The 25,455-nt window shown below is 64.0% G+C and carries 26 protein-coding genes; 10 read left to right on the plus strand and 16 right to left on the minus strand.

The features are described from left to right. The first annotated feature begins 114 nt into the window (after positions 1 to 114). Together GQB00_RS06320 and GQB00_RS06325 are read left to right on the plus strand one after the other, a co-directional pair. Positions 115 to 627: a DUF2780 domain-containing protein gene (locus GQB00_RS06320; protein ID WP_165855591.1), complete on the plus strand. Its 513-nt coding sequence runs from the start codon at positions 115 to 117 to the stop codon at positions 625 to 627. 15 nt (positions 628 to 642) lie between these two features. Further along, positions 643 to 1,116 carry a DUF4442 domain-containing protein gene (locus tag GQB00_RS06325; protein WP_407657829.1) on the plus strand — a complete coding sequence of 158 codons (474 nt, stop codon included), beginning with the start codon at positions 643 to 645 and terminating at the stop codon, positions 1,114 to 1,116. Positions 1,117 to 1,133: 17 nt separating this feature from the next. On the opposite strand, the gene GQB00_RS06330 is transcribed toward GQB00_RS06325, so the two are convergent. The 9 genes from GQB00_RS06330 to GQB00_RS06370 form a co-directional block, all read right to left on the minus strand. Next, positions 1,134 to 1,547, minus strand: a complete 414-nt coding sequence (locus GQB00_RS06330; RefSeq protein ID WP_165855592.1) for a hypothetical protein — start codon at positions 1,545 to 1,547, stop codon at positions 1,134 to 1,136. Next, on the minus strand, positions 1,534 to 2,199 hold the full coding sequence (locus tag GQB00_RS06335; protein WP_165855593.1) for a glutathione S-transferase: 666 nt from the start codon (positions 2,197 to 2,199) through the stop codon (positions 1,534 to 1,536). Before GQB00_RS06335 ends, GQB00_RS06330 begins: the two co-directional genes overlap by 14 nt. A gap of 107 nt (positions 2,200 to 2,306) precedes the next feature. Next, on the minus strand, positions 2,307 to 3,179 hold the full coding sequence (locus GQB00_RS06340) for a DMT family transporter (RefSeq protein ID WP_165855594.1): 873 nt from the start codon (positions 3,177 to 3,179) through the stop codon (positions 2,307 to 2,309). Between the two features lie 72 nt (positions 3,180 to 3,251). After that, positions 3,252 to 4,505 (minus strand): D-amino acid dehydrogenase, encoded by a 1,254-nt coding sequence (locus GQB00_RS06345; RefSeq protein WP_165855595.1) that lies wholly within the window; start codon positions 4,503 to 4,505, stop codon positions 3,252 to 3,254. Positions 4,506 to 4,670: 165 nt separating this feature from the next. Further along, positions 4,671 to 5,426 carry a glutathione S-transferase family protein gene (locus tag GQB00_RS06350; protein WP_165855596.1) on the minus strand — a complete coding sequence of 252 codons (756 nt, stop codon included), beginning with the start codon at positions 5,424 to 5,426 and terminating at the stop codon, positions 4,671 to 4,673. Positions 5,427 to 5,502: 76 nt separating this feature from the next. Then, complete coding sequence (locus GQB00_RS06355; RefSeq protein ID WP_165855597.1) at positions 5,503 to 5,859, minus strand: translation initiation factor Sui1; 357 nt, start codon at positions 5,857 to 5,859, stop codon at positions 5,503 to 5,505. A gap of 46 nt (positions 5,860 to 5,905) precedes the next feature. Then, on the minus strand, positions 5,906 to 6,256 hold the full coding sequence (locus GQB00_RS06360; protein WP_111495422.1) for a DUF2007 domain-containing protein: 351 nt from the start codon (positions 6,254 to 6,256) through the stop codon (positions 5,906 to 5,908). A gap of 10 nt (positions 6,257 to 6,266) precedes the next feature. After that, on the minus strand, positions 6,267 to 6,788 hold the full coding sequence (locus GQB00_RS06365) for a DUF4136 domain-containing protein (protein WP_111495420.1): 522 nt from the start codon (positions 6,786 to 6,788) through the stop codon (positions 6,267 to 6,269). A 59-nt stretch (positions 6,789 to 6,847) separates the two neighbouring features. Next, on the minus strand, positions 6,848 to 7,474 hold the full coding sequence (locus tag GQB00_RS06370) for a YigZ family protein (protein WP_165855598.1): 627 nt from the start codon (positions 7,472 to 7,474) through the stop codon (positions 6,848 to 6,850). 91 nt (positions 7,475 to 7,565) lie between these two features. Here GQB00_RS06370 and GQB00_RS06375 point away from each other — a divergent pair, with 91 nt between their 5' ends. Further along, positions 7,566 to 7,739 carry a hypothetical protein gene (locus GQB00_RS06375; protein ID WP_165855599.1) on the plus strand — a complete coding sequence of 58 codons (174 nt, stop codon included), beginning with the start codon at positions 7,566 to 7,568 and terminating at the stop codon, positions 7,737 to 7,739. A 5-nt stretch (positions 7,740 to 7,744) separates the two neighbouring features. Here GQB00_RS06375 and GQB00_RS06380 read toward each other — a convergent pair whose 3' ends face one another. Together GQB00_RS06380 and GQB00_RS06385 are read right to left on the minus strand one after the other, a co-directional pair. After that, positions 7,745 to 9,058: a sensor histidine kinase gene (locus GQB00_RS06380; protein ID WP_165855600.1), complete on the minus strand. Its 1,314-nt coding sequence runs from the start codon at positions 9,056 to 9,058 to the stop codon at positions 7,745 to 7,747. Then, positions 9,055 to 9,741 carry a response regulator transcription factor gene (locus GQB00_RS06385; RefSeq protein ID WP_111495414.1) on the minus strand — a complete coding sequence of 229 codons (687 nt, stop codon included), beginning with the start codon at positions 9,739 to 9,741 and terminating at the stop codon, positions 9,055 to 9,057. The genes GQB00_RS06380 and GQB00_RS06385 overlap by 4 nt, the downstream gene beginning before the upstream one ends. Before the next feature lie 205 nt (positions 9,742 to 9,946). On the opposite strand from GQB00_RS06385, the gene GQB00_RS06390 reads away from it, so the two are divergent. From GQB00_RS06390 to GQB00_RS06405, 4 genes are all read left to right on the plus strand, one after another. Further along, entirely contained in the window at positions 9,947 to 10,519 is a 573-nt protein-coding gene (locus GQB00_RS06390) for a Spy/CpxP family protein refolding chaperone (protein WP_165855601.1), read from the plus strand. Positions 10,520 to 10,583: 64 nt separating this feature from the next. Beyond that, a complete protein-coding gene (locus tag GQB00_RS06395) occupies positions 10,584 to 11,756 on the plus strand; it encodes a GNAT family N-acetyltransferase (RefSeq protein ID WP_165855602.1) in 1,173 nt (390 codons plus the stop codon). Positions 11,757 to 12,059: 303 nt separating this feature from the next. Continuing rightward, positions 12,060 to 13,787, plus strand: coding sequence for an acetolactate synthase 2 catalytic subunit (gene ilvG / locus GQB00_RS06400; protein ID WP_165855603.1), 1,728 nt, complete (start codon positions 12,060 to 12,062; stop codon positions 13,785 to 13,787). Then, positions 13,784 to 14,083 (plus strand): ACT domain-containing protein, encoded by a 300-nt coding sequence (locus GQB00_RS06405; protein ID WP_204355740.1) that lies wholly within the window; start codon positions 13,784 to 13,786, stop codon positions 14,081 to 14,083. The genes ilvG and GQB00_RS06405 overlap by 4 nt, the downstream gene beginning before the upstream one ends. A gap of 35 nt (positions 14,084 to 14,118) precedes the next feature. Here GQB00_RS06405 and GQB00_RS06410 read toward each other — a convergent pair whose 3' ends face one another. The 5 genes from GQB00_RS06410 to GQB00_RS06430 all read right to left on the minus strand — a co-directional run bounded on the left by GQB00_RS06410 (position 14,119) and on the right by GQB00_RS06430 (position 20,170). Further along, the gene (locus GQB00_RS06410; RefSeq protein WP_111495406.1) at positions 14,119 to 14,658 is read right to left on the minus strand and encodes a hypothetical protein; all 540 of its coding nucleotides are present in this window, start codon (positions 14,656 to 14,658) and stop codon (positions 14,119 to 14,121) included. A 114-nt stretch (positions 14,659 to 14,772) separates the two neighbouring features. Then, positions 14,773 to 16,128 (minus strand): nicotinate phosphoribosyltransferase, encoded by a 1,356-nt coding sequence (locus tag GQB00_RS06415; RefSeq protein WP_165855604.1) that lies wholly within the window; start codon positions 16,126 to 16,128, stop codon positions 14,773 to 14,775. A gap of 60 nt (positions 16,129 to 16,188) precedes the next feature. After that, positions 16,189 to 16,743 carry an isochorismatase family protein gene (locus GQB00_RS06420; protein ID WP_165855605.1) on the minus strand — a complete coding sequence of 185 codons (555 nt, stop codon included), beginning with the start codon at positions 16,741 to 16,743 and terminating at the stop codon, positions 16,189 to 16,191. 194 nt (positions 16,744 to 16,937) lie between these two features. After that, on the minus strand, positions 16,938 to 19,019 hold the full coding sequence (locus GQB00_RS06425; RefSeq protein WP_228276675.1) for a TonB-dependent siderophore receptor: 2,082 nt from the start codon (positions 19,017 to 19,019) through the stop codon (positions 16,938 to 16,940). 170 nt (positions 19,020 to 19,189) lie between these two features. Beyond that, on the minus strand, positions 19,190 to 20,170 hold the full coding sequence (locus GQB00_RS06430) for a helix-turn-helix transcriptional regulator (RefSeq protein WP_165855607.1): 981 nt from the start codon (positions 20,168 to 20,170) through the stop codon (positions 19,190 to 19,192). Positions 20,171 to 20,637: 467 nt separating this feature from the next. Here GQB00_RS06430 and GQB00_RS06435 point away from each other — a divergent pair, with 467 nt between their 5' ends. From GQB00_RS06435 to GQB00_RS06445, 3 genes are read left to right on the plus strand one after another with little or no spacing between them, the layout of a single operon-like run. Continuing rightward, positions 20,638 to 21,546, plus strand: coding sequence for an ABC transporter ATP-binding protein (locus GQB00_RS06435; protein ID WP_165855608.1), 909 nt, complete (start codon positions 20,638 to 20,640; stop codon positions 21,544 to 21,546). After that, on the plus strand, positions 21,539 to 24,439 hold the full coding sequence (locus GQB00_RS06440) for a Gldg family protein (RefSeq protein ID WP_165855609.1): 2,901 nt from the start codon (positions 21,539 to 21,541) through the stop codon (positions 24,437 to 24,439). The genes GQB00_RS06435 and GQB00_RS06440 overlap by 8 nt, the downstream gene beginning before the upstream one ends. 3 nt (positions 24,440 to 24,442) lie before the next feature. Beyond that, positions 24,443 to 25,438: a DUF4340 domain-containing protein gene (locus GQB00_RS06445; RefSeq protein ID WP_165855610.1), complete on the plus strand. Its 996-nt coding sequence runs from the start codon at positions 24,443 to 24,445 to the stop codon at positions 25,436 to 25,438. Positions 25,439 to 25,455: the final 17 nt, after the last annotated feature.

A 25,455-nucleotide genomic window follows, 5' to 3' on the forward strand; every position in this document is an offset into this window, starting at 1 on the left:
TATATATAGTGGTGTCTATGCATCCAGAGGCCTGACGAGGCCCAAGCGGCATCCGCCGGCTTCCCAGCGTCGTCACGCCCGACTCCCTGCCAACAAGGACATGCCGGAGCCACCATGAATACCATTATCAAACGCTTTCTCATCGTCTCGAGTCTTTACCTGCTGGCCCCGTCGGCCGGCGCCCTGGACCTCGGCAGCAAACTGGAGTCCGGCAGCATGCTGTTGCCGGAAGAGTCGGTCGAAGTGACCGGCGAAGCCAGCGCCCTGGTCAGCGACCTGCAGGAACAGCTGGGAGTCACCCAGACCCAGGCCGCCGGTGGTGCCGGAGCACTGATGCAGCTGGCCCAGAGCCAACTGGGCGGGAATTCGTTCAGCCAGGTCAGCGATGAGGTTTCCGGGCTGGGCAGTCTACTGGGCAGTTCCGGAGACGGATCGAGCAACCTGCTGAGTTCGGCCCTGTCCAACGTTTCGTCCATGGACGGCGTTGAGAAAGCCTTCGGAGCCCTGGGCCTGCAACCATCTGCAATCGAGCAGTTCGCGCCGGTCATCCTGGATTTCCTGCAGGAACAAGGCCTGGGCAGCGACCTGCTGGGCAACCTGACCAGCCTGTGGATGCCTGCGGAGTAAACGGAGCCTGACGTGATCAATACCTTCCGGCGGCTGCTGGCGTCGGCCGGTGGCCTGCAGCGAGCGCTGAACGTATTCGGCCCCTACGTCGGGGCCGGCATCCGCGTGGAGCACATCGCACCGGATTTCAGCGAAGCCACGGTGTCCATGAAACTGCACTGGTTCAACACCAACTACGTGGGTACCCACTTCGGCGGCTCGCTCTACAGCATGACCGATCCCATGTACATGCTGCTCCTGATGAACCGGCTGGGGCCGGATTACATCGTCTGGGACAAGAGTGCCCACATCGACTTTCTCAAACCCGGCAAGGGGCGCATGACCGCCCGCTTCCAACTGTCCGACGACCGGGTGGAGGACATCCGCCAGCAGGCGGCGGACGGCAGCAAGGTGCTGCCGGAATGGGCGGTGGATGTGCTGGACGACAGCGGTGACACCGTCGCCCGCGTGCACAAGACGTTGTACGTGCGACGCAAGCGGACCAGCTAGATGGCCCGCGCGTCGGGTCAGATCCGCTGGTCGAGGACCCGCTGCATGATCTGACGGCGGGTTTTCAGGCCCGCTTCGGCGGCGTGCTCATGGGCTCGCTGACGGGCCTCGTCCTGCCCCGAGCCGGACACCACCGCGGTGAAATAGCGGGTCACGGCTTTTTCATAGGCCTGGAAAGCCCCGTCACAGGCGGCCTGGGCTGCATCCGCGATATCCGATGGCGGCGCCGATTCCACCCCAACGTACGGATCGGCCGAAGCCACCATGCAATCCTGATACGCGCCGAAGCGGTTCTGCAGTTCGCCCTGCAGGGTCTGGCGCTGTTTGTCCGTCAGGTCCGGCTGCATCATGGCACAACCGCTCATCGCAAGGCCGACGGCCGCCAGGCCGATCAGCCGGGGACTGCTCACCCGCAGGCTATGCAAAGTCATAGTCACCTCCCTTCTCCAGCGCACGGCGATAGGCCGGACGCGACTGATAGCGCCGCACATAATCCCGGATCGCCGGACGGTCGTCACCCACGATACCGCGCGCCACGGACGCCTCCAACGGGAAACTCATCTGGATATCGGCGGCGCTGAGCTTGTCCCCCAGGAACCACTCGTTGTTCTTCAGGTGGGATTCGACGAAGTCCAGGTGGTTCTTGATCTGCGGGCCGATAAAGATCTGGTTGGTCTTATCGGCAATGCCTTTGGCCACGGGGCGCACGAAGAAAGGCATGGGATTGGTCTTGACCTTCTCGAACACCAGTTTCAGCAGCAGCGGCGGCATCAACGAGCCTTCGGCGTAGTGCAACCAGTAGGTGTAATCGATCCACCGCTGGGTACCGGCTTCGGGTAGAAGGTCACGCCCGTACTGGTGGGCCAGGTAGTCGATGATGGCGCCGGATTCGGCCACCGTCAGCTCGCCGTCGGTCACCACCGGGGACTTACCCAGCGGATGCACCGCCTTGAGACTGGCCGGCGCCAGCATGGTTTTTGGGTCACGCTGATAGTGCTTGATCTCGTATTCCAGACCAAGCTCTTCCAGCATCCAGAGAACACGTTGCGAGCGCGAGTTGTTGAGGTGATGAACAGTTAGCATCCAGGTCTCCCTGACAGTTATTGTTCCGTGGGCGGTGGCCGGTATCGCGACGAGATACGCCCACGCATCTTTGGCGAACGGTTATTCGCACGGCAACGCCGACCGGATCACCCCGCCCTCGCCTTTCGGCTCCTGGCCAGGATCACCAGGCCTATGCCACCCAGGATGACCAGGGAAGCAATGACCAGCCGCGGCGTAATGGGCTCGGCCATAAGCGCCACCCCGAAGGCGGCCGCAATCACCGGCACCGACAGCTGGACACTGGCCGCCAGCGTCGCCGACAGGGCCGGTAACGCGGCGTACCAGATGGCGTAGCCCACCGCCGAGGCCAGAGCGCCGGACAGCACCGCGAGCACGGCGCCATGAAGGTCGACCGACCAGGCCGGCATCGCCACCATCAGGGCCACCAACGCCATGGGCGAGGCGCGCAGGAAATTATCCGCCGTGACCAGCAGGGGCTGGCTCACGCCGCGCCCCCGCAGTGAGTACACGCCCCACGCGACACCCGCGATCGCCATCAACACGGCGGCAAACAGCGGCGGTGCCGTAGCGCCCGGCGACAGCAGGTAAACCAGGCCGCCCACCGCCAGCAGCGTTCCCAACCATTGTACGAGGGACGGCCGCTCCCCCTGAATCAATCCCCAACCGATCATCGACAGCTGCACGCAGCCGAACAGGATCAGCGCGCCCACGCCCGTGTCCAACGACAGGTAGGCGAAGGAAAAACAGATGGCGTACAGGAACAGCATGGCGGCGGACCACCAGCTACCGTGCACCGAGCCATCACGCTTCGCCACACGCAGGCGCACCAGGATCACCAGCATCAGCGTGCCCGAAAGCAGGCGGATAAAGGTGAAGGACGCGGCGTCGATGGTGCCCGCCCCCAGCGCCAGGCGACAGAATACGGAATTGGCGGCGAACGCGAGCATGGCCAGGGCGGTCAGGACAGTAATGCGCAAGGGGCTGCTGGTTACGGCCATACGATCTCCTGTCTTGGTTATGGGTCCGGTTGGGCTGCGCCCGGTCCGGGAGCGGCCTGTCGCTCGACGGCGTCAGGCCGCGGTAAAAGCAAAATCCAGATCCGGCTGGCGACCCGCAACAATGTCCGCCAGAGCCGCCGCGGAGCCACAGGCATGGGTCCAGCCCAGGGTCCCGTGCCCTGTGTTGAGGAACAGGTTACGCAAGCGACTGCGGCCGATGTAAGGCAGATTGGACGGCGTGGTCGGGCGCAGACCGGTCCAGAACCGGGCCTGGTCCCAGTGACCGGCTTCCGGCATCAGGTCCGAGACCCGACGCACGATCGCCTGGCAGCGACGCAGGTCCAGGTCACGGCCATAGCCGTTCAATTCTGCCGTACCGGCGATGCGCAACCGGTCTCCCAGACGGGAATAGACCAGCTTGTACTGATCGTCGGTCAGACTCACCTTATAGGCCCGCTCCGGCGAGCGCACCGGCACGGTAATGGAGTAGCCCTTGGCCGGGTAGATGCTCAGCTTCAGACCCAGCTGGCGCGCCAGGAGTGGGCTGAAACTGCCCAGACTGAGGACATAACTGTCAGCCCGAAGGGTGTGATGAACACCGTTCTCGATCACACGCACACCGGCGACGTCACCGCGACGCTGCTCGAATCCGACGATCTCGGTGTCATACAGGAACCGGACACCCGCATCCGCTGCCTTTTGCGCCAGCGCCTGGGTGAATTTGCGGGCGTCGCCGGACTCATCGTCAGCGGTATAGGTGGCACCCACAAGACGGCCCCGCGCGCCGGCCAGCGCCGGTTCCAGCGCGACCGCCCGGTCGGCGTCGATGACCTCGCGTGCGCAGCCGAACGCCCGCATCTGACTCGCCGGCAACTGGGCCCGCTCGAACTCGGCCGGGTCGGTGTAGAAGTGCAGGATGCCACGAGTGACCTGGTCGTAATCCAGCGCCAGGTCCTCACGCAGCGACTGCAACCGCTCACGGCTGTAGGTGCCGAGGGTCACCAACTGGTGCAGGTTGTAGCGCGCCCGACGCGATGTGCACTCACGCAGGAAACGCGCGCCCCAGCCCCACTGGGCCGGATCAAGGCGCGGCCGGAAGCGCAGTGGTGCGTCCGGCTTGCCCAGCCACGCCATCAGCTTCAACGGCGCTGACGGGTTGGCCCAGGGGGTCGCGTGGGAGACGGAGATCTGACCTCCGTTGGCGAAACTGGTTTCCAGGGCCGCCCGGGACTGTCGTTCGACCACGGTCACCTCGTGGCCGGCCTGGCGCAGGTACCAGGCACTGGTGGTCCCGACAACACCGGCTCCGAGAACCAGAATCTGCATGCAGTGATCTCTCCTGAGGTTTTAAGCAAACAAGTTAAGAGCGCAACGTTCGTCGAATAAACCAAACGTGCGGGAATGATGACGCATCCAACCGGGTTATAAGGCGCCACGTCTGTCTGGCAGGTGATTGTAATACAACAGCGCGAAATACCGGAGCGGCCCGGCTCAACTGGCCCGCTTGCCACGATGCTCCCGGTACATACGGCGCACCCAGTCGATGGACGGGCGTTCCTGGAAGGCGTCGATAAAGTCCGTCAGCGCCGGTGGCAGGTCGTCCGGGAACTGGAACGGCGCCTCCGGCGGACGGGCCAGCGGCCCCAACAGCGAGGCGGCGGTCAGATCGGCGACGGAGAACCGGTCACCGGTGAGATAGGCGTTGTCCGCCACGCGGGCGTCGAGCCGGTCCAGCGCCGCTTCCAGTCGTTCCAGGCTGCGGGCGTAGCCGCGCTCGTTGATTCCCATGCCTTCTTTCATGGCGCGGACGACGACCGGCTGGCTGGCCCGGAACGTCATTCGTCCCACCGTGTTCTGGCCCTCCGTGAGTATATCGAACATCACGTGGGAGTGGTCGATGACGTGGAAATAGGCGGTGCGCCGCAGGTGCGGCCCGATCTCGCGGTCAGCGAAAGCCGCCCATTCCAAGGCCTCTTCGCGCTGCGCATCGTCTTCAGGAAACAGCACCGGCGCCGACGGGAAACGCTCGTCCAGGGTCTGGATGATCACCGACGACTCGTTGATGTAGCGGCCATCCAGCTTGAGCACAGGCACCTTGTTCTGGCGGGTTCGACGGAACACCGCCGGCATGTGGAACAACGGCAACAGGTTTCGGGTCTCGTAGGCGATGTGCTTGTAATCCAGCGCCCAGCGCACCTTCTCGCAGTAGTGGGAAACCGGAAACTGGTAGAGCACGGGTTTCGTCATGAGCGGCTTTCCTGTTGTTATCCGTTGTTATCGATCGTTCTCAGTGCACCTGTCCGGCCCCACTCCGGCCAGTGGATCAACCACCCGCCTTCTTGACCGTCCAGCCTTTTTCCTGGAGCAGGGGAACCAGCAGATCCCGGTGATCCCCCTGGATTTCCACCACGCCGTCTTTCACCGTCCCACCGGTTCCGCACTTGGCCTTGAGCGTCTTGGCGTAGGCCTTGAGATCGGCGCCCGCCAGGGGAATGCCGGTAATCAGGGTTACGCCCTTGCCTTTGCGGCCCTTGGTTTCCCGGCTGACACGCACAATGCCGTCACCGGCCGGCGCCACCGGTTCGCCGCAGCGACAGGCCTCCATCGGCTCGCGGCAACCGGGACACATCCTGCCCTGGTCCGTCGAGAAGACCAGACCACCTGAGGATCGTTTCTTCAAAGCTTTTTCTCCCTTTGCGTGACTCTCCGGCCCTTGCAGGCCGCGCTCAGGATCCGATAAACCAGAACAGGAATGCAAGGAAGAAGCCGCGGCGATAGCGCGGATCAGCCAGCCGTGACAGGCGTGGCTCGTCGCCATCCTCACGATGCGCCAGCCCGGGCGCGATGGATTCATCCACCACGTCCGAGCGGTCCTCGGCGAGAATCGCCCGCGCCCGGAACTCGTCTTCGGCGCGCACCTGCAGCCGCACTCCGCCCATGGCGTCGGAATAGAGCCACTGCATGCCAATGGTGTGTTCATCGGCCACAGTGGCGTCCACGCCTTCCGAATCCAGCCGGGCCCGAGCCACGTGGGCTTCGAAAGGTAACGAATAGCGCGCGACGGTCACCCAGCTCATAGGCGGCCCGTCAGCTCGGCGGGTACCGGTCAAACATGGCGGCGACCACCTCGTCGATCAGCTCGACGCGGTCTTCCGGCGACTGACGTTCGTCCAGGTAACGCCGGCTGACGCCGCGCCAGACAACGCGCTCCGAGGCCCGGTCAACGAACTCAACCACCAGTTTGCCCTGCTTGACCTGTCGCACGTCGGTGGGTGTGGACACGCCCCAACCAAAGTTGCCACGGCCGAAACCCAGACCGTAGCTGAATCCGGAACTCTCCAGCTTCTCGGCTTCCTCAACGCGATAGGTAACCAGCAGATCCGCATTGTCCGCAGGCCCGCGTGTCATGGTTTTCTGCCCCATCTCCCGCTCGACCGCGTTTTCCACCCGGGCACCGTCCAGACTCAGGAAATCGTCTTTCCCGTTGTCCGGTGCGAAGGCCCAGGTCTGGTAGCTGTTGAACTGGGCACCGGCATCATAGTCGGTCGCCACAATGCTGGCGCAGCCCGTCAGCAGCGCCAGGCACAGAACCAAAACCAGATTACGCATCAATGGAATCCTCCGTTTTATTCGCCAGAAAATCGTTCCCGTTCCGGGATATACGTCCCTCACTCTGGTTCGGAGGCATTCTGGTCGGATGCCGGCAGGGTGATGCCTTCGGCACGGCAGAACGCGTTGAATGCAGACCGATGTTCCAGGGGAACTTCGACCCGCATCGTTACTCCTTCACCATAGTTCACGTCCGCCACCTGCGCCTCATGCTGCTCGCACCAGTGTCGAACGGGCTGCTCCAGCGCAAAGTCCAGCTGCGCCTCGATCCGCTCGGTCGGGCGCTGAACCCGTCGCGGCACATCCGACAGCACCGCTTCCGTGGCGCCGGCGTAGGCGCGGACCAGCCCACCCGCGCCCAGTTTGATACCGCCGAAGTAACGGATCACCACCACCATGATATCGCCCATATCCTTGTGCTGAATGACATTAAGGATAGGTTTGCCGGCGGTGCCGGAGGGCTCCCCGTCGTCGTTCATGGCCGCCTGACTGGCCGCTTCGGGACGACCGATCTGGTACGCCCAGCAGTGATGACGGGCATCAGGATAATCGCGGCGCGCCTGTTCCAGGAAAGCCATGGCCTCCTCCCGCGACGACACCGGCGCCACCCGGGCGATGAACCGGCTCTTCTTGATCTCGATTTCCCGCTCGATGGATTCTGCGGGAATGGGATAATCTTTTGACATGTCACCTACGGCAGTAGTTCGATGGGCTGGAGCCGGTAATAAATGGCCCCGGCGAGCACCGATAGAGTAACAGGCAAGACAGGGAACCAACATGCGGGACGAAGACCACGATGCCCCGGGCGCGGCCGCGCCGCCGGGAACGACCAAGGCCGGCTGCGGCATTCGCTATGAGCCAGACGCGCCCAGCGCCGGTATCGACTTCAGTGGTGCCGAGGCGCTGCGGCCGACTCCCGACGACGGGGACACCCCGGACGCGGGCGACTGATCCCCTCAGGTGAACGGCGGCCAGTCAAGGCGCACCACCAGGCCGCCCTGCTCCCCGTTAAAGGCGGTAATCCGACCGTCGTGGGCCTGGACGATATCGCGGGTGATGGCCAGTCCAAGCCCCCAGCCCTGGCCGCCACGGGCCTTGTCGGAACGGAAGAAAGGCTCGAACAGGTTGGGCAGATCCTCCGCTGTGACGCCGGGCCCCTCGTCGGCAATTTCGCAGCGCAGCCAGCGATCGGCAAAGTGCAGCCGAACGGTGACCGTATGCGCCGGTGGCGTCACGTCGATGGCGTTCTGCAGGACATTATCCAGGGCCCGGCCAATCAACCCCTGATCACCCAGAATCGTGGCCTGACGAACGTCGTCGGCAATGTCCAGATGGCAATCGACCCGACGTTGCTCGGCGTAATCGGCGGCGTCCTGCAAGACATCGTTGATGACTTTCACGAGGCTGACCGGCTCCTGCGCCATGGACTGCCCCTGTGCGCTCAGCCGGTGCAGGGTGAGGATCTGCTCGGTCATGGCCTCCAGGCGCTCGTTCTGGCGCAACACCGAATCCATGATGTCCGGGTCGGCGATGCTGTCCCGCGCCAGTTCGATGGCCACCCGCTGCCGTGCCAGAGGCGTGCGCAGGTCGTGGGAGATGTCGCGCAGTAGCTGCTGCTGGCGTTCCAGCAGGGTGCACAGGCGATCGGTCATGGCATTGAACGCCCGTGCCAGGGCGCCAATCTCATCCCGGCGGCGGGCGACCTTTTGGGCCACACGCAACGAGGTATCGCCACTGGCGATGTCCCGGGCCGTGGATTCAACGTTACGCAGCGGGCGACTGATGTGCCGGGCGATCCACCAGCACGCCAGGGTGATCAGCAGGAACGTCAGTCCCAGCTCGAAGGAACGGAAGAAACGCGGATCCAGCCAGCCGTCGCCGCCGGCCTGGGGCCAGACCACCATCCGGTAGCCGCCCGGTGCGTCGATCACCGCCGGCTGGCCAGGCAGGCCGCCGGGCAGGTCCAGCCGGTGGCGGGAGCGGCGCTGATCCCGGAACAGGTCTTCGGTTTCCACCAGGAACAACCGCATGCGCAGGCGCTCGCCGGACTCCCTCAGCAGCCTGCGGGCATCACGCCGCTCGCCGGCAGCCTCCAGCTCCGCCGCCTGCCGTGCCAGTTGGGCCAGATCCTCACGCTGTTCCAGTTGCTTGCGCTCACGGTGCCCCAGCTCCTGCACCGCCATATTGCTCAGCACCACCGCCAGCGCCATGGCGAACCAGATCAGCAGGAAGATGCGCAGGGACAGGGGCCATTGGAAATTCAGCTTCATTCCAGCCCCCGGTAGCTGTAACCGAGACCGCGGACGGTCTCGATGCGTGAACCGTCGCCCTGGTCGAGCTTGCGGCGCAGGTTGCTGACGTGCATGTCCAGGGTACGATCGTGCGGGGTCAGGCGGCGACCGAGCGCCCACTGCATCAGGTCGGTCTTGCGCACGACCGAGCCGGCGCGGCTGATCAGCACCTGCAGGATCTCGTACTCGGTGCCGGTCACCTCCACCGGCTCACCATTCTGGAACACCCGCCGCTGGTCCGGATCAATGCGCAGGTCGCCCACTTCCAGGGTACGTTGGGGCTGGTTTTCATGGTCCCAGGCGACCCGTCGCAGCGCCGCCTGGATGCGCGCGACGAGTTCCCGGGGATTGCAGGGTTTGGGGATGTAGTCATCGGCGCCCACTTCGAAACCGACGATGCGGTCGGTCTCCTCCCCGCGCGCGGTCAGCAGGATCACCGGCAGGCGGGTACGCATCCGCAACTGGCGCAGCACATCCAGGCCGTTGATGTCCGGCAGCATGATATCCAGCACCACCAGGTCGGCCATCTGCTCCTGCGCCAGGGTCAGGCCATCCTGGCCGGTTCCCGCTTCGCGAACCACAAAGCCCTGGCCGCTGAGGTAGCGACTGAGCAGCGTGCGCAATTCCTGATCGTCTTCGATGAGCAGAATCCGGTCCTGCATGCACTCCATCCTTCCGGTCTTGTGTCTACAGTCGTTGTGTACTGGCGATTCAACGACCTGCAGTCTATCACGCGGGCAAAATTCCGCTTTCCACCTTTACCCAACCTTTACGTTGGCCTGACAGAACCTGACACAGGAAAGCGTATCGTGGTCAGTGTCACCGGCAGCAACGCATTGTCTGCCGTCACCAACAGGGAGTATGCCCATGAAAGCGATGAAATCATCCCGACTGATGATCCCGGCCATGCTGGCCGCGGCGATGGTTGCCAGCCCGCTGGCCTTTTCCGGCGAACACCGCGGTCACGACGACCGCCCGCCGATGCACCACGATGGCAAGGGTCCGCGTGGCGGCCTGCAGCAGCGTCTCGATTTCCTCAGCGACAAGCTGGACCTGAGCGCCGAACAGCGCGACCAGCTGCGCGACCTGTTCGACGAAGCCCACGTGGCCCGCATGGAACAGTTCAAGGCCATGCGCGACGGCGAGAAACCCGACCTGATGAGCGGCGACCCCGACAGCAGCGACTACAAGGACGCCGTCGCCGAAGCAGCCAACAAGGCGGCCGAGTTCGCTCGCCAGCGCATTGAATCCCGCGCCGAGCAGTATCGCGCCATCTACAACATCCTCAACGACGATCAGCGGGAAATCTGGGCGGAACTGCAGGCGGAGCGCAAGAAGCACTCGCCGCGTGATGCCGGTCCGCGCCGCGGTGGTCCCGGCCAGGGTCCGGATTGCGGTCCGGGACCGCGTCCACCGGAGCCACCTCAAGACGACGCGTGATCGATCGGCCGGGAATAGCGTATGGTTAGGTGGCCTGTCACAACGAGGAGTCACCTGACCCGCCATGGCCGATTCCACCACCCCGTCCCGCACCGACAACCTGACGATCGAGCCGGTGGCGTCCGTCGACGCCATCGCCCCAGGCGACTGGGATCGACTCAGCGGGACGGGGAACCCGTTCCTGCGTCACCACTTCTTTGCCGCACTGGAACACAGCGGTTGCACCACCGCGACCACCGGCTGGGAACCCGCCCACCTTCTGATTCGCCTGGACGGCCAGCTGCATGGCCTGATTCCCGCCTTTCGCAAGACCCACTCCATGGGCGAATATGTGTTCGACTGGGGCTGGGCCGATGCCTACGCGCGCTACGGCGTGGACTATTACCCCAAACTGCTGATGGCCGTGCCGTTCACGCCCTCCCAGGGGCACCGGCTGCTGCTCTCGCCCACGCTGCGTGACCGCCTGAAGCCCGGTGACCTGAACCCGTTGCTGGACGAGGCTGCCAGAGAGCTGGGGTGTCATTCCTGGCACCTGCTGTTTCCCAATAGCGCCGATCAGCGCCTGCTGGAGGCCCCAAACCGCTTGCATCGGCTGGGTTGCCAGTTCCACTGGTTCAACCGGGATTACCGCAGCTTCGACGACTTCCTCGCCCAGTTGACCTCGCGCAAGCGCAAGTCGATCCGCAAGGAGCGCCGCCAGATTGCCGAACAGGGCATCGCGTTCGACCACTACCCCGGCCACGCCCTGCCCAACTCGGTGCTCGACGCCTTTCACGTGTTCTATCAGGCCACCTACCTCAAGCGCGGCCAGCGTCCCTATCTGAACCGCGATTTCTTCCAGCACCTGCGCGACAGCCAGCCGGAGCAGCTGCACGTCATCATGGCGCGCCTGGACGAGCGGATGATCGCCGGCGCCCTGTTCCTGCACGGGGAAGACACGCTCTACGGGCGTTACTGGGGCTGCCTGGAGGAGTACGACCACCTGCATTTCGAGACCTGCTACTACCAGGGCATCGAACTGGCCATCGAGCGCGGCCTGCGCTGCTTCGACGCCGGCGCCCAGGGGGAGCACAAGCTGGTGCGTGGCTTCGAACCGCAACTGACCCATTCCTGGCACTGGGTGGCACACCCCGGCTTCGCCGAGGCCATTGCCGATTTCTGCGAAGAAGAGGCGATGGACGTGCGCGGCTACCGGGATGCGGCACTGGAGGCGTTGCCTTATCGGCAGGAGAATTAGAGGGCATAGGTGACAGCGCGGTCTCCGCCTGAATCTCGCCGACACAAAAAAATCCTTGCCCCCAAACCGGACATCAGGTTATGTTTTGGCCACTTAAACCTGTTTGTGGTCGAAAGAACCGAATCATGCTGTTCAACTCTGTCGTCGTCATCGTAAAGCTAGTCCTGGTGGTCGTGGTGCCAACCGGGGGCTTTTGCGTGGATGACAGGATGAGCTAGACCACAACCAGTCAGAACACCGAAAGCCCCCGGCACCGAAAGGTCCCGGGGGCTTTTTTTTGCTGCACGAAAAAGGGAAATCAACGTGAACGCTGCACAGCACATACTCGACGCCTTCAAGCGCCATCAGATCGACACCGCTTTCGGCTATCCCGGCGGTTGCATCATGCCGCTATACGATGCCCTGGTCGCCCACGACCAGGTGGGCGTTGAGCACGTGCTGTGCCGTCACGAGCAGGCCTGCGCCCTGGCCGCCGACGGCTACGCCCGCGCCAGCGGCAAGCTCGGTGTCTGCATCGCCACCTCCGGCCCCGGAGCCACCAACCTGATCACCGGCGTGGCCAACGCCCACCGTGACTCGGTACCCATGCTGGTTATCACCGGCCAGGTGCCCTCGCCCCTGATCGGCACCGACGCCTTCCAGGAAACGGACATTCTGGGCATGACCCTGGGCATCGTGAAGCACAGCTACCTGATCGAAGACGCCGAGTCGCTGCCGGGCATCATGGCGGAAGCGATGCAACTGGCCCAGTCCGGCCGTCCCGGACCGGTGTGGATCGACATTCCCAAGGACATCCTGCTCACGGACATTGCGGACCGTCAGGCGCCAGAGGCACCGGTCATGGACGCCGAAAGCGCCGACGCCGGGACACTCCAGCAGATCCTCGACATGCTGCGCCAGGCCCGCCAGCCCCTGCTCTACAGCGGCGGCGGCATCAGCCTGGCCGGCGCCGAGAACGCCTTCCGCAGGTTTGCGAGCGCCTCGGCACTGCCCAACGTGGTCACGCTCAAGGGCATTGGCAACCCGGGCCGCGACAACCCGGACCAGTTGGGGATGCTTGGCCTGCACGGCTCCCGCGCCGCCAACCTGGCGGTCGACGCCTGTGACCTGCTGCTGGTTGTCGGCGCGCGGCTGGACGACCGCGCCACCGGCGTGCTGGACGGTTTCGCGCCCAACGCCCGCCTGATCCACATCGACACCGACGCGGCCGAGCTGGGCAAGCTCAAGCCGGCGGACCTGGCGGTGCGTGGAGACATCGCGCCGATCCTGGACGCGCTGGCCGACGCCCTCGACGATCAACCGCTGGCCATCGACGACTGGCGCCGCCGGTGTTCGGACTGGCGCAAGACCCACGGTTTTCAAGCCGCCACCAACGACGACCCGCACGCGCCGATTTCCGGACCGGGCTTCATCCGTCAGCTCTCGGCGCTGACCCCGCCGCAGACCATCGTCGCCTGCGACGTGGGCCAACACCAGATGTGGGTGGCGCAGCACTTCCAATTCGATCACCCGCGCTCGCATCTCAGCAGCGGCGGCCTGGGCACCATGGGCTTCGGCCTGCCCGCCGCCATTGGCGCCCAGTTTGCCTGCCCGGACCGGCCGGTGATCAACGTGACCGGCGACGGCTCGTTCATGATGAACGCCCAGGAACTGGCCACCATCCGCCGCCACAACCTGCCCATCAAGCTGGTTATTCTGGACAACCAGTGCCTGGGCATGGTGCGCCAGCAGCAGGAGCTGTTCTACGGCAACCGGGAAAGCCAGATCAACCTGGACGACAATCCGGATTTCCTGGCCCTGGCCAGGGCCTTCGACATTCCCACGCTGGCCATCGAACGCAGCGACCAGATTCGCCGGGGCATCCAGACGATCCTCGCCTACGACGGCCCCATGCTGCTGCACGTGGCCATCGACCGCAGCGAAAACGTCTGGCCCATCGTCAAGCCCGGCGCCTCCAACCGCGAGATGCTGGACGAAAGCCAGCGCCCCAACCGCACACCGTCAACCCGGAACAAGGAAAACGCCGCATGACGCCTTCGACGCGCGCCCACTCCACCACCCACTCGATTCGCTGCCGGATGCAGGCGGAACCCGCCGCTCTGGAGCGCCTGTGTCAGGTCACACGGATTCGTGGCTTCCGCATCGAGCAGATGCAGGTCCACAGCGACGACGGTTACCTGGCCATCGACATGGCGCTCAGCGGCTCCCGCGCCATCGACATGCTGCAGGCACAGATCGCCAAACTGCACAGTGTGGAGTCGGTCAGCACGCAGTCATACACCGCATCCGCCACATCAACCACCGAAGGGATACGCCGGAGCGCCTGACGGCAGGGCCTTCCGGCGTCGCTTCCAACTCGGCGTCAGACGATGTGGACCCGGCCGTCGGCGGCTGCAAACGGGTTGGTATGGGTTCCGCTGGCGCCCTGGAGCTGGGCCTCGGGGTGATTTTCGGCCATCAGGTGTTTCATCGTCACCAGGTGTTTGGCGGGACAGTCGACCATCACCAGGTACTGACCGTCGTCGATGGCCTGGTGAAAGCGGCGGATGCGGTAGTGCTCCGCGCCGATGCCACCGAAGCCTCCCAGCCAGCCGCCGGCCAGCACCGCAAACAACAGCAGTGCGATCCAGGCGCTCATGGGCCAGGCCGGAACGCCGATCACCTGGGCCGTCAGGATGAAGGTGAACGCCAGCAACGCGCCGATCATCACGCCCCGTTCGACGTAACGGACGAGATCGGTACGATCGAGCACCCCGGCGCGATGCAGGCTGTGGGTGTAGAGACCGGCTTCGTCCCTGGACACGATGTGGAAGCGCCAGTCGGTGACGCCATGATCGTGCAGGTCTTCGGATATCTCGGACACACTGTCGATGGTCCGGGTCAGGTAATAGAGCCGTTTCATGCTCATCCCTCCCCCATTTGGCAAGGAAATAGTTGCACTTACGACCCGGTTATACGACTTCAACAGATGGCGGCGCGCAACCGTTCAGATGGATTCACGCTAAGCCTGCCTCGTTTAGCAACCGTCGTCATAATGAGGCTGCACCCGGACCAGTGTTTCCCGCTGCAGGCGCCGCAGCCGGTCACTGATCGCCACCGGGTAGGCAACCCCATCCCGGAGCGTTCGCAGCGATGCCGGCAAAGCCGCGACAGCCGCCCGGGCATGGTGGGCGGCATCCGCCAACGGCGCCAGGGCACCCTCAACGCGATGGCCCGCGCGCAGAGTCGACACCAGTAAGGGCTCGCCTTCGGCGGTTTCCTCACGGTGTGTAATGGTGTCCCCGAGGAAGATCCCATCCGCATCCCGCTGCCGGAACACCTGCTTGGGGCCGGGAAACGACTGTTTGCCCGGCGAGTTCTTCATGCGTGGCCGGCCGGCGTATTCGGTCAGCTTGTACGCCAGTTCCAGCGACGGCGCATCCGACGATGCCCCCACCGAAGTGCCCACGCCGAAGCCGTCCAGTGGTACACCGGAGCGACACAGCGCGTCGATCTTGTGCTCATCCAGGCCACCGCTGGCCATGATCGAGATGTGCCCCAGCCCCGCCTCATCGAGCATGCGCCGACAGTGCACCGCCTGCTCGGCAAAATCCCCGGAATCCAGGCGAATGGCACCGATGTCCATCGACGGCTCCGACTTGAGCCAGCGGATGATCGCCGCGACGGCCCGCTCGGTGTCGTAGGTATCCACCAGCAGCGTGGTGCCCGGGAAACGCTCGGCGTAGGTCCGAAAAGCATCCATCTCGCTGTCGCAGGCCTGCACGAAGCTGTGTGCCATGGTGCCGCGGATGGGCAGCCCGAAATCCAGCCCCGCCAGCACGTTGCTCGTGCCCGCCAACCCGGCCATGCGAAAAGCGCGGACGCCGCGATAGGCCGCGTCCAGGCCGTGCATGCGGCGCATCCCGAAGTCCACCACCGGCCGGCCGTCGGCGGCGATGACCAGCCGCACCGCCTTGGACGCCAGCACCGTTTCCAGGTGGACGTAGTTCATCAGCAGGGTTTCCAGGATCTGGGCTTCGGCAATCGGCGCTTCCACTTCCAGCAGCGGCTCCTGGGGAAACACGGGCGTCCCCTCCGGCATCGCCTGGATGCTGCCGCTGAACCGGAAGTTCCGTAGCCACGCCAGGAAGCCATCACTGAACCGGTCCAGCGAGCGCAGGCGCTCGATCTGCGCGTCGGAGAAGCGCAGGGACTCGACCACCCGGGTCACGTGCTGCTGCCCGCAGGCAAGCATGAAATTGCGGTGTTCGGGCAGCTTGCGGAAGAACAGACTGAACACCGCCGTTTCGTTCATACCACGCGACCAATAGGCCTGGGCCATGGTCAACTCGTACAGGTCGACCATCAGGGCCAGGTCGTCGTCTGGCACCATGCTTCGTCTCCTTGGATACGGTTATCTTGAGCCCGCTAAAACGGTTGGGAGCGCCCGATGTCAACGCACCACGCCGGCACCCGCCTCGGCCAGTTCGGCGAACACGTCCTCCGTCCCATCGGCAACCACCGCCCGGGTACCGCTGGCCAGCAGTTCGACGGCGAAGCCCAGGCGCAAGGCATCCAGCACCGTTGCACGGACACAGACATCGAGCGCCAGCCCCGCAACCTGCAGGCGCTCGATGCCGTGACGGGTGAGATACTGCTCCAGTTGGGTGCCATCGAAAGCAGAATAGGCATCCTGTTCGAAAGCGCTGCCCTTGCTGACGCGAACCGCCGTGGCCGGCAGGTCGAGTTCGTCGTGAAAGGCGGCGCCGTCGGTGTCCTGAACGCAGTGGACGGGCCAGGGGCCGCCGCGATGATGGAAGCTGCAATGGTCAACCGGGTGCCAGTCGCGGGAGGCGACAATGGGCCAACCGTTGTCCTGGGCATCGGCGATGGCGGCGTTGACGACGGGGATAATCGCCTCGCTATCCGGCACGGGCAAGGCACCGCCGGTGCAGAAATCGTTCTGGATATCCACCAGTAACAGGGCCGTATGGTCGGGCGCTGCCATCGTGAACTCCTCGACCCGCGTTCAGTCGGGTTCGTCAGGTTTCCGTGGATTCCTGTTTACTAGGATTGGGCCTAAGGCGGGGCATTGCAAGGAAAAGGCCGAGAGCTGGAAAGGAAGTGCCGGCTGCCGCATTGAAACGGCGGCCGGCAAAGCGGCTGACCGGACATTCCCTTGTCCGGCCCTGAGTTGAAGGGTTAGAAGTTGTAGGTGACGGTGCCCATCACGCTGCGCTCGGCGCCGTAGTAGCAGACCGCTTCGGAATAGCAGGAGCCCACGTATTCCTTGTCGAACAGGTTGTTGGCGTTCAGCTGCGCGGTGACGCCTTTTAGCCCCACGTTAGCCAGATCGTACTTGATCATGGTGTCGACCAGGGTGTAGCTGGGTACTTCGAGGTCGTTCGACTCGTTCGCCCAGCTTTCGCCGATGTAGCGGACACCGACACCCAGCTTCAGGCTGTTGAACACACCGTCGAGGAACTCATAGGAACCCCACGCGGATGCCATGTGTTCAGGCGTTGCCACCGGCGTCTTGCCCTCGGTGCCGGTTTCGGATTTCTGGACTTCAACATCGGTGTAGGTGTAGCTGGCCTGCAGGGTGATGTTCTCGTTAACGCGGGTGGCCGCTTCCAGCTCAACACCTTGGGACCGAACTTCCCCGACGGCCTGATAGGCGTTGATGCTCTGGATGTAGTTGGCCACATTATCCTGGTCGATCTGGAACACCGCGATGCTGTATCGATCCGCCGTTCCAACCGGCTGGTACTTGAGGCCCAGCTCATACTGCTCGGCTTCGGTCGCATCAATCAGGTCGCCGTTTTCATCCACGTTGGCGCTAGGGCTGAACGACTCGGAATAACTGACGTAAGGGGCGATCCCGTTGTCGAACAGGTACATCAGCGCCGCACGGCCGCTAAAGTGCTCATCGTCCAGTTGTTCATCACCCGTCGCGCCGGTCAGCAGGTTTTCATACTGGTTCTCGACATCGACCCAGTCGTAACGGCCGCCCACGGTCACGCGCCATTGATCGATCGCCATCTGATCCTGCACGTAAAGACCGGTTTGCTCGAGTTCACGATCATTATCCTGGTAGGGGTTGATCGTTCCGGTGCCGCCGTAAACCGGATCAAACGCGTTGATCGACGGGAAGGTCGAGGCAAACGCCGGCGTATACCCGGCGGTCCAGTAGGCGTCGGTATCACGATGCTGGTAGTCCAGGCCGGTCAGGACGGTATGATCCGTCGCGCCAATGCCAAATTCCGCCAGGAGCTGGTTATCGATGGCAAAGGCACTGAGCTCTTCATCCGCGCCGAAGAACGTACGCGGCAGCTCGTTTCCAACCCAATAGCCCTGATTGTAGACCTGGCCATAGTCGGTTTTGGTGTTCACATAACGGAAGTTCTGACGCGCGGACCAGACGTCATTGAAGCGGTGTTCGAGCTGATAGCCGATCATCGCCTGCTCACGGTCAAATTCTTCGTAGTCCTGTTCGCCGTCGTAGAAATTGTTGGAGATGCGCTCCCCGTTATGGTCGTACAGGGTGCCTTCAGCCGGCAGGCCACCGTAATAACCGCCCTCCGGATCCTTCTGGAAGTACCCCATCAGGGTCAGCGTGGTTGCATCCGTGATATCGACCGTCAGGGACGGCGCAATGGTGTAGTGCTCTTCCTGCACCTTGTCCCACTGCGTGTCGGAATGGTAGACGCGACCGACCAGGCGGTAGGCGGCGCGGCCGGAGTCACCAACTTCGTCACCGATGTCGAAACCGAGGCTGGCCGTGCCCTGGGTACCGGCACCCGCCTGGACTTCATAGTGGGGCTCGAACAACGGCTTTTTGCTGGTCAGCGCAACGATGCCACCCGGGGCTGCGCGCCCATAAAGAACCGATGAGGGGCCCTTGACCACTTCAATCCCCTCAAGGAAGTAAGGGTCCACCTGCATGATGCTGTAGGTGCCCTTGTCATTCAGCAGCTTGAGACCGTCGAGGTACTGGTTGTCGATGCTGTCACTGCCGAAACCACGCAACTTGATGGCGTCGTAGCGGCTGGCCGTGGCGCCGTATTGCTGGGTAAACACACCGGCACTGTAGCGCGTAGCTTCCTGGACGTTCTTGGAGCCCTGCTCCTCGATCTGCTCATCGGTGATGATGGAAATGGACTGCGGAGTCTCGACGAACGGCGTTTCTGTCTTGGTCGCGCCGCGGGTTGCGGTGACCTCCAATGCATCCAGTGTTACCGAATCGTCCTGATTCTCGGCGGCAAAGACCGCAGACCCGCTCATACCGCTCAAGGCAAAGGCGACTGCAAGGGATATCCTGGAAGGTCGGAACATGCAAAAACCTCATTGAAGCTAACGAAAAGTTAATGCGAATTATTCTCTTTTTTATCAAGATTAGGTATGCGGAATGACAGGTATCGTATGCGCAATGCCAAAACCGGTGACAAAAAGGTTTATCGCAGCGCTTTGGGCGATACCCCGTATTCCCGACGGAAAGCCGTGGCGAAGTTGGTGGCGTGACGATAGCCGGCCCGGTGAGCCGCCTGCTGAACACTGAAGCCCTGCTCCAGGTAGCGTCGTCCCAGTTCCAGACGACAGCGGCGCAGGTAATCGAAGACCGACACCCCGAAGGTTGAGCGGAACTTGCTGCGCAGGCTGCTGGCGCTCATGGCCGCCTGCTGGGCCAGGCCTTCCAGGGTGTAGTCGCGGGTCGGTGCAAACTCCAGCGTCTGCCTGACGGCTTCAAGCCGCTGGTACTCGCGGGCGTTGGCCGAGTGGCCCTTCTGCGCCGGGCTTTCAGCCTCCGGCAGGCCGTGGCCAATGAGCTGCAGCGCCAGGCCCTCGAGGATCAGGTTCCGTTGCAGTTCCGATCCCTGAGCGTCAAGGCACTGGTCCAACTGCACCAATAAGGCCGACGGCGCGGACCAGGTCGACACCGGCTTGCGGATGCCCCGGAGAATGGACGCCAGGGTGGAACTGTCAGGCCCCGCCTGTAAAAGGCAGGCCGGGTCAAACGCCAGGGTCAGGGTCTTGAGTCGCTGACCCGCCCGTTGCGTGGCCTCCAGGGCAAACTCGGGGCGCAACTGCAGACTCAGCGCCTCGCCAGTGCCAAGCTCACGGCTGACGGCGCCCACCGAGAGCCCCACTCGTCCCTCAAGAACAATCACGATCAGCAACGGCGCATGACCGCGCGACTGAGAGCTGTAGGTTTGAAAAACGTCCAGCTCGGATCCGGTGAAACGAAAGCCGGAAGGCAAGGCCACCTCATGGATCCGACCCTTGGCAACAACGGTTTCGCTAACAGTCGCTGCGTCCGTCTCGGCCTCCGGTGGCAGGTCGTGGAATCGGTAGTCCATGCCGTATTGCTGGCCGAAATCGAGAAAATCCCGGATTCGGAATGAGCGCGCCAGACCGATACTGGTAGCCGGTTGCATGATCAAACGCCTTTGCGGAACGGAAGAGCGGGCGAACCGGGGCCAAAGGACAGACGCTGTCGCGCGATAGCACCCCGGCACCGGAAAATGACACGCCGCTCACTTTACCGCAAATGGTTCTCATTTGTAACGCTTGCCGCGACCCCACCTCCAAACCTTCTGTTGACCGGGCATGACTTAACTCAATCACCTCCCGGAACTCGTTCGGACCGTCCACGTCTGTGTAGACCGGACACGGCGGGTCTTTCAGGAACCCGCACGAACATCAACGAACCGAAACCGGAATGCCCCATGGCTGTTACGACAGAAGCGAAGTTGTCAGTAACCGAAGGCCTGTATTGCCGTCGTCATCCCCCACCGCCCTGAACCGGATTACCCCGATGGCGCCCGTCCTGCGGGTACCGCGATTCATTCCAGCAACACGTCAAACTCATTCCAACAACACGTCAGACAATGGAGAAACCCACATGATTCAGGTGCAACACCTGACACGTCGGTACGGCGACCTGACCGCGGTCAGGAACGTCAGCTTCGAGATCGGTCACGGCGAAGTGGTGGGCCTGCTGGGCCACAACGGCGCCGGCAAGACCACCATCATGAAAATGCTCACCGGCTACCTGGAGCCCACGTCCGGCAGCGTCCAGGTTGCCGACCTGACCCTCGGCCCGGACACCCGGGCCATCCAGCGGCGCATCGGCTACCTGCCGGAGAACTGCCCGGTATGGCCGGAAATGACCGTAATCGACTACCTGCATTTCCAGGCCGCCCTCCACGATGTACCGGAAACCCGACGCGACAAGGCCATTGCCATGGCCATCCGTCGCGCCGACCTGAAGGCCAAGGCGACGGCCTCGATCCAGACCCTGTCCCGGGGCTACCGGCAGCGGGTGGGCGTGGCCCAGGCGCTGCTGCACGAGCCGGACATCCTGATCCTGGACGAGCCCACCAACGGCCTGGACCCGACCCAGATCCGCCAGATGCGCGAGCTCATCCGCGACCTGGCCCAACACGCCACGGTGATCGTCTCCACGCACATCCTGCAGGAGGTGCAGGCGGTCTGTGAGCGGGTGCTGATCATGCGCGCCGGCGAACTGGTGGTGGATGCCCGGCTGGAGGAACTGCAGCAGTCCGGTGGTCTGCTGCTGAGCGTCGAGGGCGATCCACGAGCGACGCTGGCATCGATCGACACCATCCAGTCGCTGACGGCTGTGCCGGACCAACCCGGGCGCTATCATCTCGACGCGCCGCTGGACTGCGCCCCGCAGGTGGTCGAGAGCCTGACCCGCGCCGGCATTCCGCTGCACGCGCTGGAACCCCAGCGCCGCGACCTGGAGAGAGTGTTTGCCGAAGTGAACGAGGAGGCCGCCCATGTCTGAGCTGATGACCATCGCACGCAAGGAATTCCGCGGCTTTTTCGCCTCACCGGCCGCCTTCCTGTTCCTGGGCGTGTTCCTGGCGGTGACGCTGTTCGTGGTGTTCTGGGGCGAGACCTTCTTCGCCCGCAACATCGCCGACCTGCGGCCGCTGTTCGAATGGATGCCGCTGCTGCTGATCTTCCTGATCGGCGCGCTGACCATGCGCAGCTGGTCGGAAGAACGCCGCTCCGGCACCGTGGAGAGCCTGCTGACCTCACCCATCGGGCCGCTGCAGCTGATCGGTGGCAAGTTCCTGGCCGGCATGGGGCTGCTGGCCCTGGCGCTGGCCATGACCCTGCCGCTGCCGATCACCGTGTCCTTCCTCGGCCCACTGGACTGGGGTCCGGTCGTCGGCGGCTATGTGGCCACCCTGTTCCTGGGCGCCGCCTATCTCGCCATCGGCCTGTTCATGAGCAGCCGTACGGACAACCCCATCGTGGCGCTGATCCTGACCACCCTGGTGTGCGGCGTGTTCTACCTGCTGGGGTCGAGCCTGCTGACCAACCTGTTCGGCCAGCAGATCGGCAGTGTGCTGGAGGCCATCGGCACCGGCAGCCGCTTCGACTCCATCACCCGCGGCGTGATCGACCTGCGCGACCTCTATTACTACGTGTCGATCACCGGCGTCTTCCTGGTGCTCAACCGCCTGAGCCTGGAGCGCCTGCGCTGGGCCGGCAACCCGCCCAACCGCCGTCACCGGGGCTGGACCTGGGTGTGCGTGCTGGCCATCGCCAACTTCCTGCTGGCCAACGCCTGGCTGACACCGGTCACCAGCGCCCGGGCCGACATCACCGGCGGCCAGCTCTATTCCCTGTCCGACGCGACGCATGAGGAGCTGTCCCACCTGCGCGAGCCGCTGGTGATCCGCGGCTATTTCTCGGACAAGACCCATCCGCTGCTGGCGCCGCTGGTGCCGCGCATACGCGACCTGCTGCAGGAATACGCCATTGCCGGCGGCGACAACGTCCGCGTGCAGTTCCTGGACCCCACCCACGACCGGGCGATGGAGGAACAGGCCGCCTCGCAATACGGCATCAAGCCGGTGCCCTTCCAGACCGCCAGCCGCTATCAGTCGTCGGTGGTCAACGCCTACTTCAACGTGGTGGTGTCCTACGGCGACCAGTACCAGGTGCTGGGCTTCAAGGACCTGATCGAGGTGAAATCCCAGAGCGACAACCAGCTCGACGTGGCCCTCAAGAGCCCCGAGTATGCCCTGACCCGCACCATCCACAAACTGGCCAGCACCTACCGCGCCGGCGATAACGCCCTGGCCTCCATCGGTCAGCCGGTCACCTTCCACGGCTACTTCTCGCCGGATCGGCAACTGCCCCAGCAACTGGTGGAACTGAAAACCAATGTCACCGACCTGCTCAGGGAGATGGCCGGCGAAAACAGCGACAAGCTGTCGATCCAGCTCGACGATCCGGACGCCAACGGCGGCCAACTGGCCAACCGGCTGACCGAGCAGTACGGCTACCAGCCGCGCATCGCCAGCCTGAGCGACCCACAGCCCTTCTGGTTCAACATGACCCTGCAAAGCGGCGACAACGTGGTCCCCGTGCCCCTGCCCGACACGCTCGACAAGGCGGCCATGAAGCGCTCCCTGAAATCGGCCCTGCAGCGGCTGACGCCCGGCGTGCTCAAGACCGTCACGGTGGTCACCCCGCCCGATCCGATGGCGCAAATGCGCCAGATGCGCGGCATGCCCAGCCAGTCCCAGTACCGCAAGCTGCTGGATACCCTGGGCGACAATGTCCGCGTCAAGCAGAGCCAGTTGACCGATGGCAAGGTGCCGGCGGAAACCGACCTGTTGCTGGTGCTGGCCCCGCACGACCTCAGCGACAGGCAGCGCTTCGCCATGGACCAGTTCCTGATGCGCGGCGGACGGATCGTGCTCGCCACATCGCCGATCACGGTCAAGGCCGGCCAGTCGCTGAACGCACAAAAGGCCCAGTCGGGCCTGGAAGACTGGCTGCAAGGCATGGGGCTGTCGATCGAGGACAAGCTCGTCGTCGATGCCCAGAGTTCGTCGCTGCCGGTGCCGGTCACAAAAAACGTCGGCGGGATGAGCTACCGCGAGATCCGCATGGTGCCCTACGCCGCCTTCCCGGACCTGCGCGGCGGCGAGCTGAATCCGGATCATCCGGTGACTGCCTCGCTGGACCAGTTGACCCTCGGCTGGGCGTCGCCGATCGATATCGACGCCAAGGCCATGGGCGATCGCCAGGTGGTCGAGCTCCTGCACAGTTCCGACCAGAGCTGGGCGGCCGATACCACCCAGGCGGTGCCGGACTTCGACCGGTACCCGACGTTGGGCTTTGCCGCCAACGGTGAACCCTCGTCACAATTGCTGGCTGTGGCCGTGAAAGGCCAGTTCCAGTCCTACTACGCGGACAAGGCATCGCCGCTGGCGCAGCCGGATAAAGCCGACGACAAACCGGCCAAGGCTGGCGCCCAGGCCCAAAGCAAGCCGCAGGACGACGCGCCCTCCTATACCAGCGTGATCAAACAGTCGCCGGACTCCGCCCGCCTGGTGCTGATCGCCAGCAACGCGTTCGCCTCCGACACCATGATCAACCTGGTGTCCCAGGAGCTGGGTACGGTCTACACCAAGCCCATCGACATGGTGCAGAACGCCATCGACTGGTCGCTGGAAGACCCGGGCCTGCTGGCCCTGCGCGGCCAGACCCAGTTCGCGCGCACGCTGGTCCCCATGGACAACGGCACGCAGCGCTTCTGGGAGTACCTCAACTACGGTCTGGCGGCGTTCGCGCTGCTGCTGGTGTGGCTCTGGCGGCGCAAGGTGCACGCCAGCGACCAGCGCCGTTACCAACGGATTCTTGCGGAGGTTTAAGTCATGGCGAAACGAGTTCGAATCCTGTCCGTGCTGCTCGGGGTCCAGCTGTTGCTGGCCCTGGCCCTCAACCTCACCGACAGCGACATCGGTGAAGTGGCGCCGGAGTCACCGCTGCTGAGCCAGTCCCTCGATCACTTGGACGAGATCCGGATCAACGACGGCAACGACCACTCGGTCACCCTGAAGCACCAGGACGACCAGTGGCAATTGCCGGCGCTGGATGGCTTCCCGGCCAGCAACGAGCAGGCCAATCAGCTGGTGAGCACCCTGGCCAGCGCCAGCCAGGGCATGCCCGTCGCAACCACCGAAGGCGCCCGGGCCCGCTTCAAGGTCGCGCAGGACGACTTCGAGCGCCGGCTCGTGCTCAGGCGTAAGGGCACGGACGTGGCCACCCTGTACCTGGGCACGTCGCCGGGCACGGACCAGTCGTATGTGCGTGTTGACGGGGAGTCACCGATCTACCGGATCAAGCTGGGCACCTACCAGGCGCCGGTGACCACGGACGACTGGCTGGATCGTGACCTGCTGACGCTGCCACTCAATCGGGTCAGCGCGATCGAGGTGAACGGTCTCAAACTGACCCAGGCGGATAGCGGGAAAGACGACGCCTCGCCGTGGCAGGTGGGTACGCTGCCGGATGGCAAATCCCTCGATGCCAAGGCCGCGGCCACTCTGGCGGGGCAACTGTCGGCCCTGCGCATTCACGCCATCGCCGCGGACGCCACCGAGGCCCGCACCGCCCTGGCCCAGCCCGAACTGAGCCTGATCCTGGACACCCGGGATCACCAGGCGATGACCTACAAGCTGGCGAAGGGGAGCGATAAGGACGCGCCCTGGTACCTGTCGGTGTCCAACCGCGACCGCACGTTCCGCATCACCTCGTCCGTCGGTGAAACGCTGGTGCACGACGCCGCACCGACCACCCTGCTGAAAGAGGCGACCTCGACCGATACGGCCGTCAAACCAGTCGGGGAAGGCGGCGGAAAAGCCGGCTGAATTCACTTTTCCCACCT

It is taken from the genome of Marinobacter sp. JSM 1782161 (assembly GCF_011421605.1).
Classification (GTDB): Bacteria; Pseudomonadota; Gammaproteobacteria; order Pseudomonadales; family Oleiphilaceae; genus Marinobacter_A; species Marinobacter_A bohaiensis.

Bases quoted from the DNA above. Each gene is read 5' to 3' on its own strand.
- GQB00_RS06320 (WP_165855591.1), top strand. From the start codon at position 115: ATGAATACCATTATCAAACGCTTTCTCATCGTCTCGAGTCTTTACCTG.
- GQB00_RS06330 (WP_165855592.1), bottom strand. From the start codon at position 1,547: ATGACTTTGCATAGCCTGCGGGTGAGCAGTCCCCGGCTGATCGGCCTG.
- GQB00_RS06335 (WP_165855593.1), bottom strand. From the start codon at position 2,199: ATGCTAACTGTTCATCACCTCAACAACTCGCGCTCGCAACGTGTTCTC.
- GQB00_RS06340 (WP_165855594.1), bottom strand. From the start codon at position 3,179: ATGGCCGTAACCAGCAGCCCCTTGCGCATTACTGTCCTGACCGCCCTG.
- GQB00_RS06345 (WP_165855595.1), bottom strand. From the start codon at position 4,505: ATGCAGATTCTGGTTCTCGGAGCCGGTGTTGTCGGGACCACCAGTGCC.
- GQB00_RS06350 (WP_165855596.1), bottom strand. From the start codon at position 5,426: ATGACGAAACCCGTGCTCTACCAGTTTCCGGTTTCCCACTACTGCGAG.
- GQB00_RS06360 (WP_111495422.1), bottom strand. From the start codon at position 6,256: ATGAGCTGGGTGACCGTCGCGCGCTATTCGTTACCTTTCGAAGCCCAC.
- GQB00_RS06365 (WP_111495420.1), bottom strand. From the start codon at position 6,788: ATGCGTAATCTGGTTTTGGTTCTGTGCCTGGCGCTGCTGACGGGCTGC.
- GQB00_RS06370 (WP_165855598.1), bottom strand. From the start codon at position 7,474: ATGTCAAAAGATTATCCCATTCCCGCAGAATCCATCGAGCGGGAAATC.
- GQB00_RS06375 (WP_165855599.1), top strand. From the start codon at position 7,566: ATGCGGGACGAAGACCACGATGCCCCGGGCGCGGCCGCGCCGCCGGGA.
- GQB00_RS06380 (WP_165855600.1), bottom strand. From the start codon at position 9,058: ATGAAGCTGAATTTCCAATGGCCCCTGTCCCTGCGCATCTTCCTGCTG.
- GQB00_RS06385 (WP_111495414.1), bottom strand. From the start codon at position 9,741: ATGCAGGACCGGATTCTGCTCATCGAAGACGATCAGGAATTGCGCACG.
- GQB00_RS06390 (WP_165855601.1), top strand. From the start codon at position 9,947: ATGAAAGCGATGAAATCATCCCGACTGATGATCCCGGCCATGCTGGCC.
- GQB00_RS06395 (WP_165855602.1), top strand. From the start codon at position 10,584: ATGGCCGATTCCACCACCCCGTCCCGCACCGACAACCTGACGATCGAG.
- GQB00_RS06405 (WP_204355740.1), top strand. From the start codon at position 13,784: ATGACGCCTTCGACGCGCGCCCACTCCACCACCCACTCGATTCGCTGC.
- GQB00_RS06410 (WP_111495406.1), bottom strand. From the start codon at position 14,658: ATGAAACGGCTCTATTACCTGACCCGGACCATCGACAGTGTGTCCGAG.
- GQB00_RS06415 (WP_165855604.1), bottom strand. From the start codon at position 16,128: ATGGTGCCAGACGACGACCTGGCCCTGATGGTCGACCTGTACGAGTTG.
- GQB00_RS06420 (WP_165855605.1), bottom strand. From the start codon at position 16,743: ATGGCAGCGCCCGACCATACGGCCCTGTTACTGGTGGATATCCAGAAC.
- GQB00_RS06425 (WP_228276675.1), bottom strand. From the start codon at position 19,019: ATGAGCGGGTCTGCGGTCTTTGCCGCCGAGAATCAGGACGATTCGGTA.
- GQB00_RS06430 (WP_165855607.1), bottom strand. From the start codon at position 20,170: ATGCAACCGGCTACCAGTATCGGTCTGGCGCGCTCATTCCGAATCCGG.
- GQB00_RS06435 (WP_165855608.1), top strand. From the start codon at position 20,638: ATGATTCAGGTGCAACACCTGACACGTCGGTACGGCGACCTGACCGCG.
- GQB00_RS06440 (WP_165855609.1), top strand. From the start codon at position 21,539: ATGTCTGAGCTGATGACCATCGCACGCAAGGAATTCCGCGGCTTTTTC.
- GQB00_RS06445 (WP_165855610.1), top strand. From the start codon at position 24,443: ATGGCGAAACGAGTTCGAATCCTGTCCGTGCTGCTCGGGGTCCAGCTG.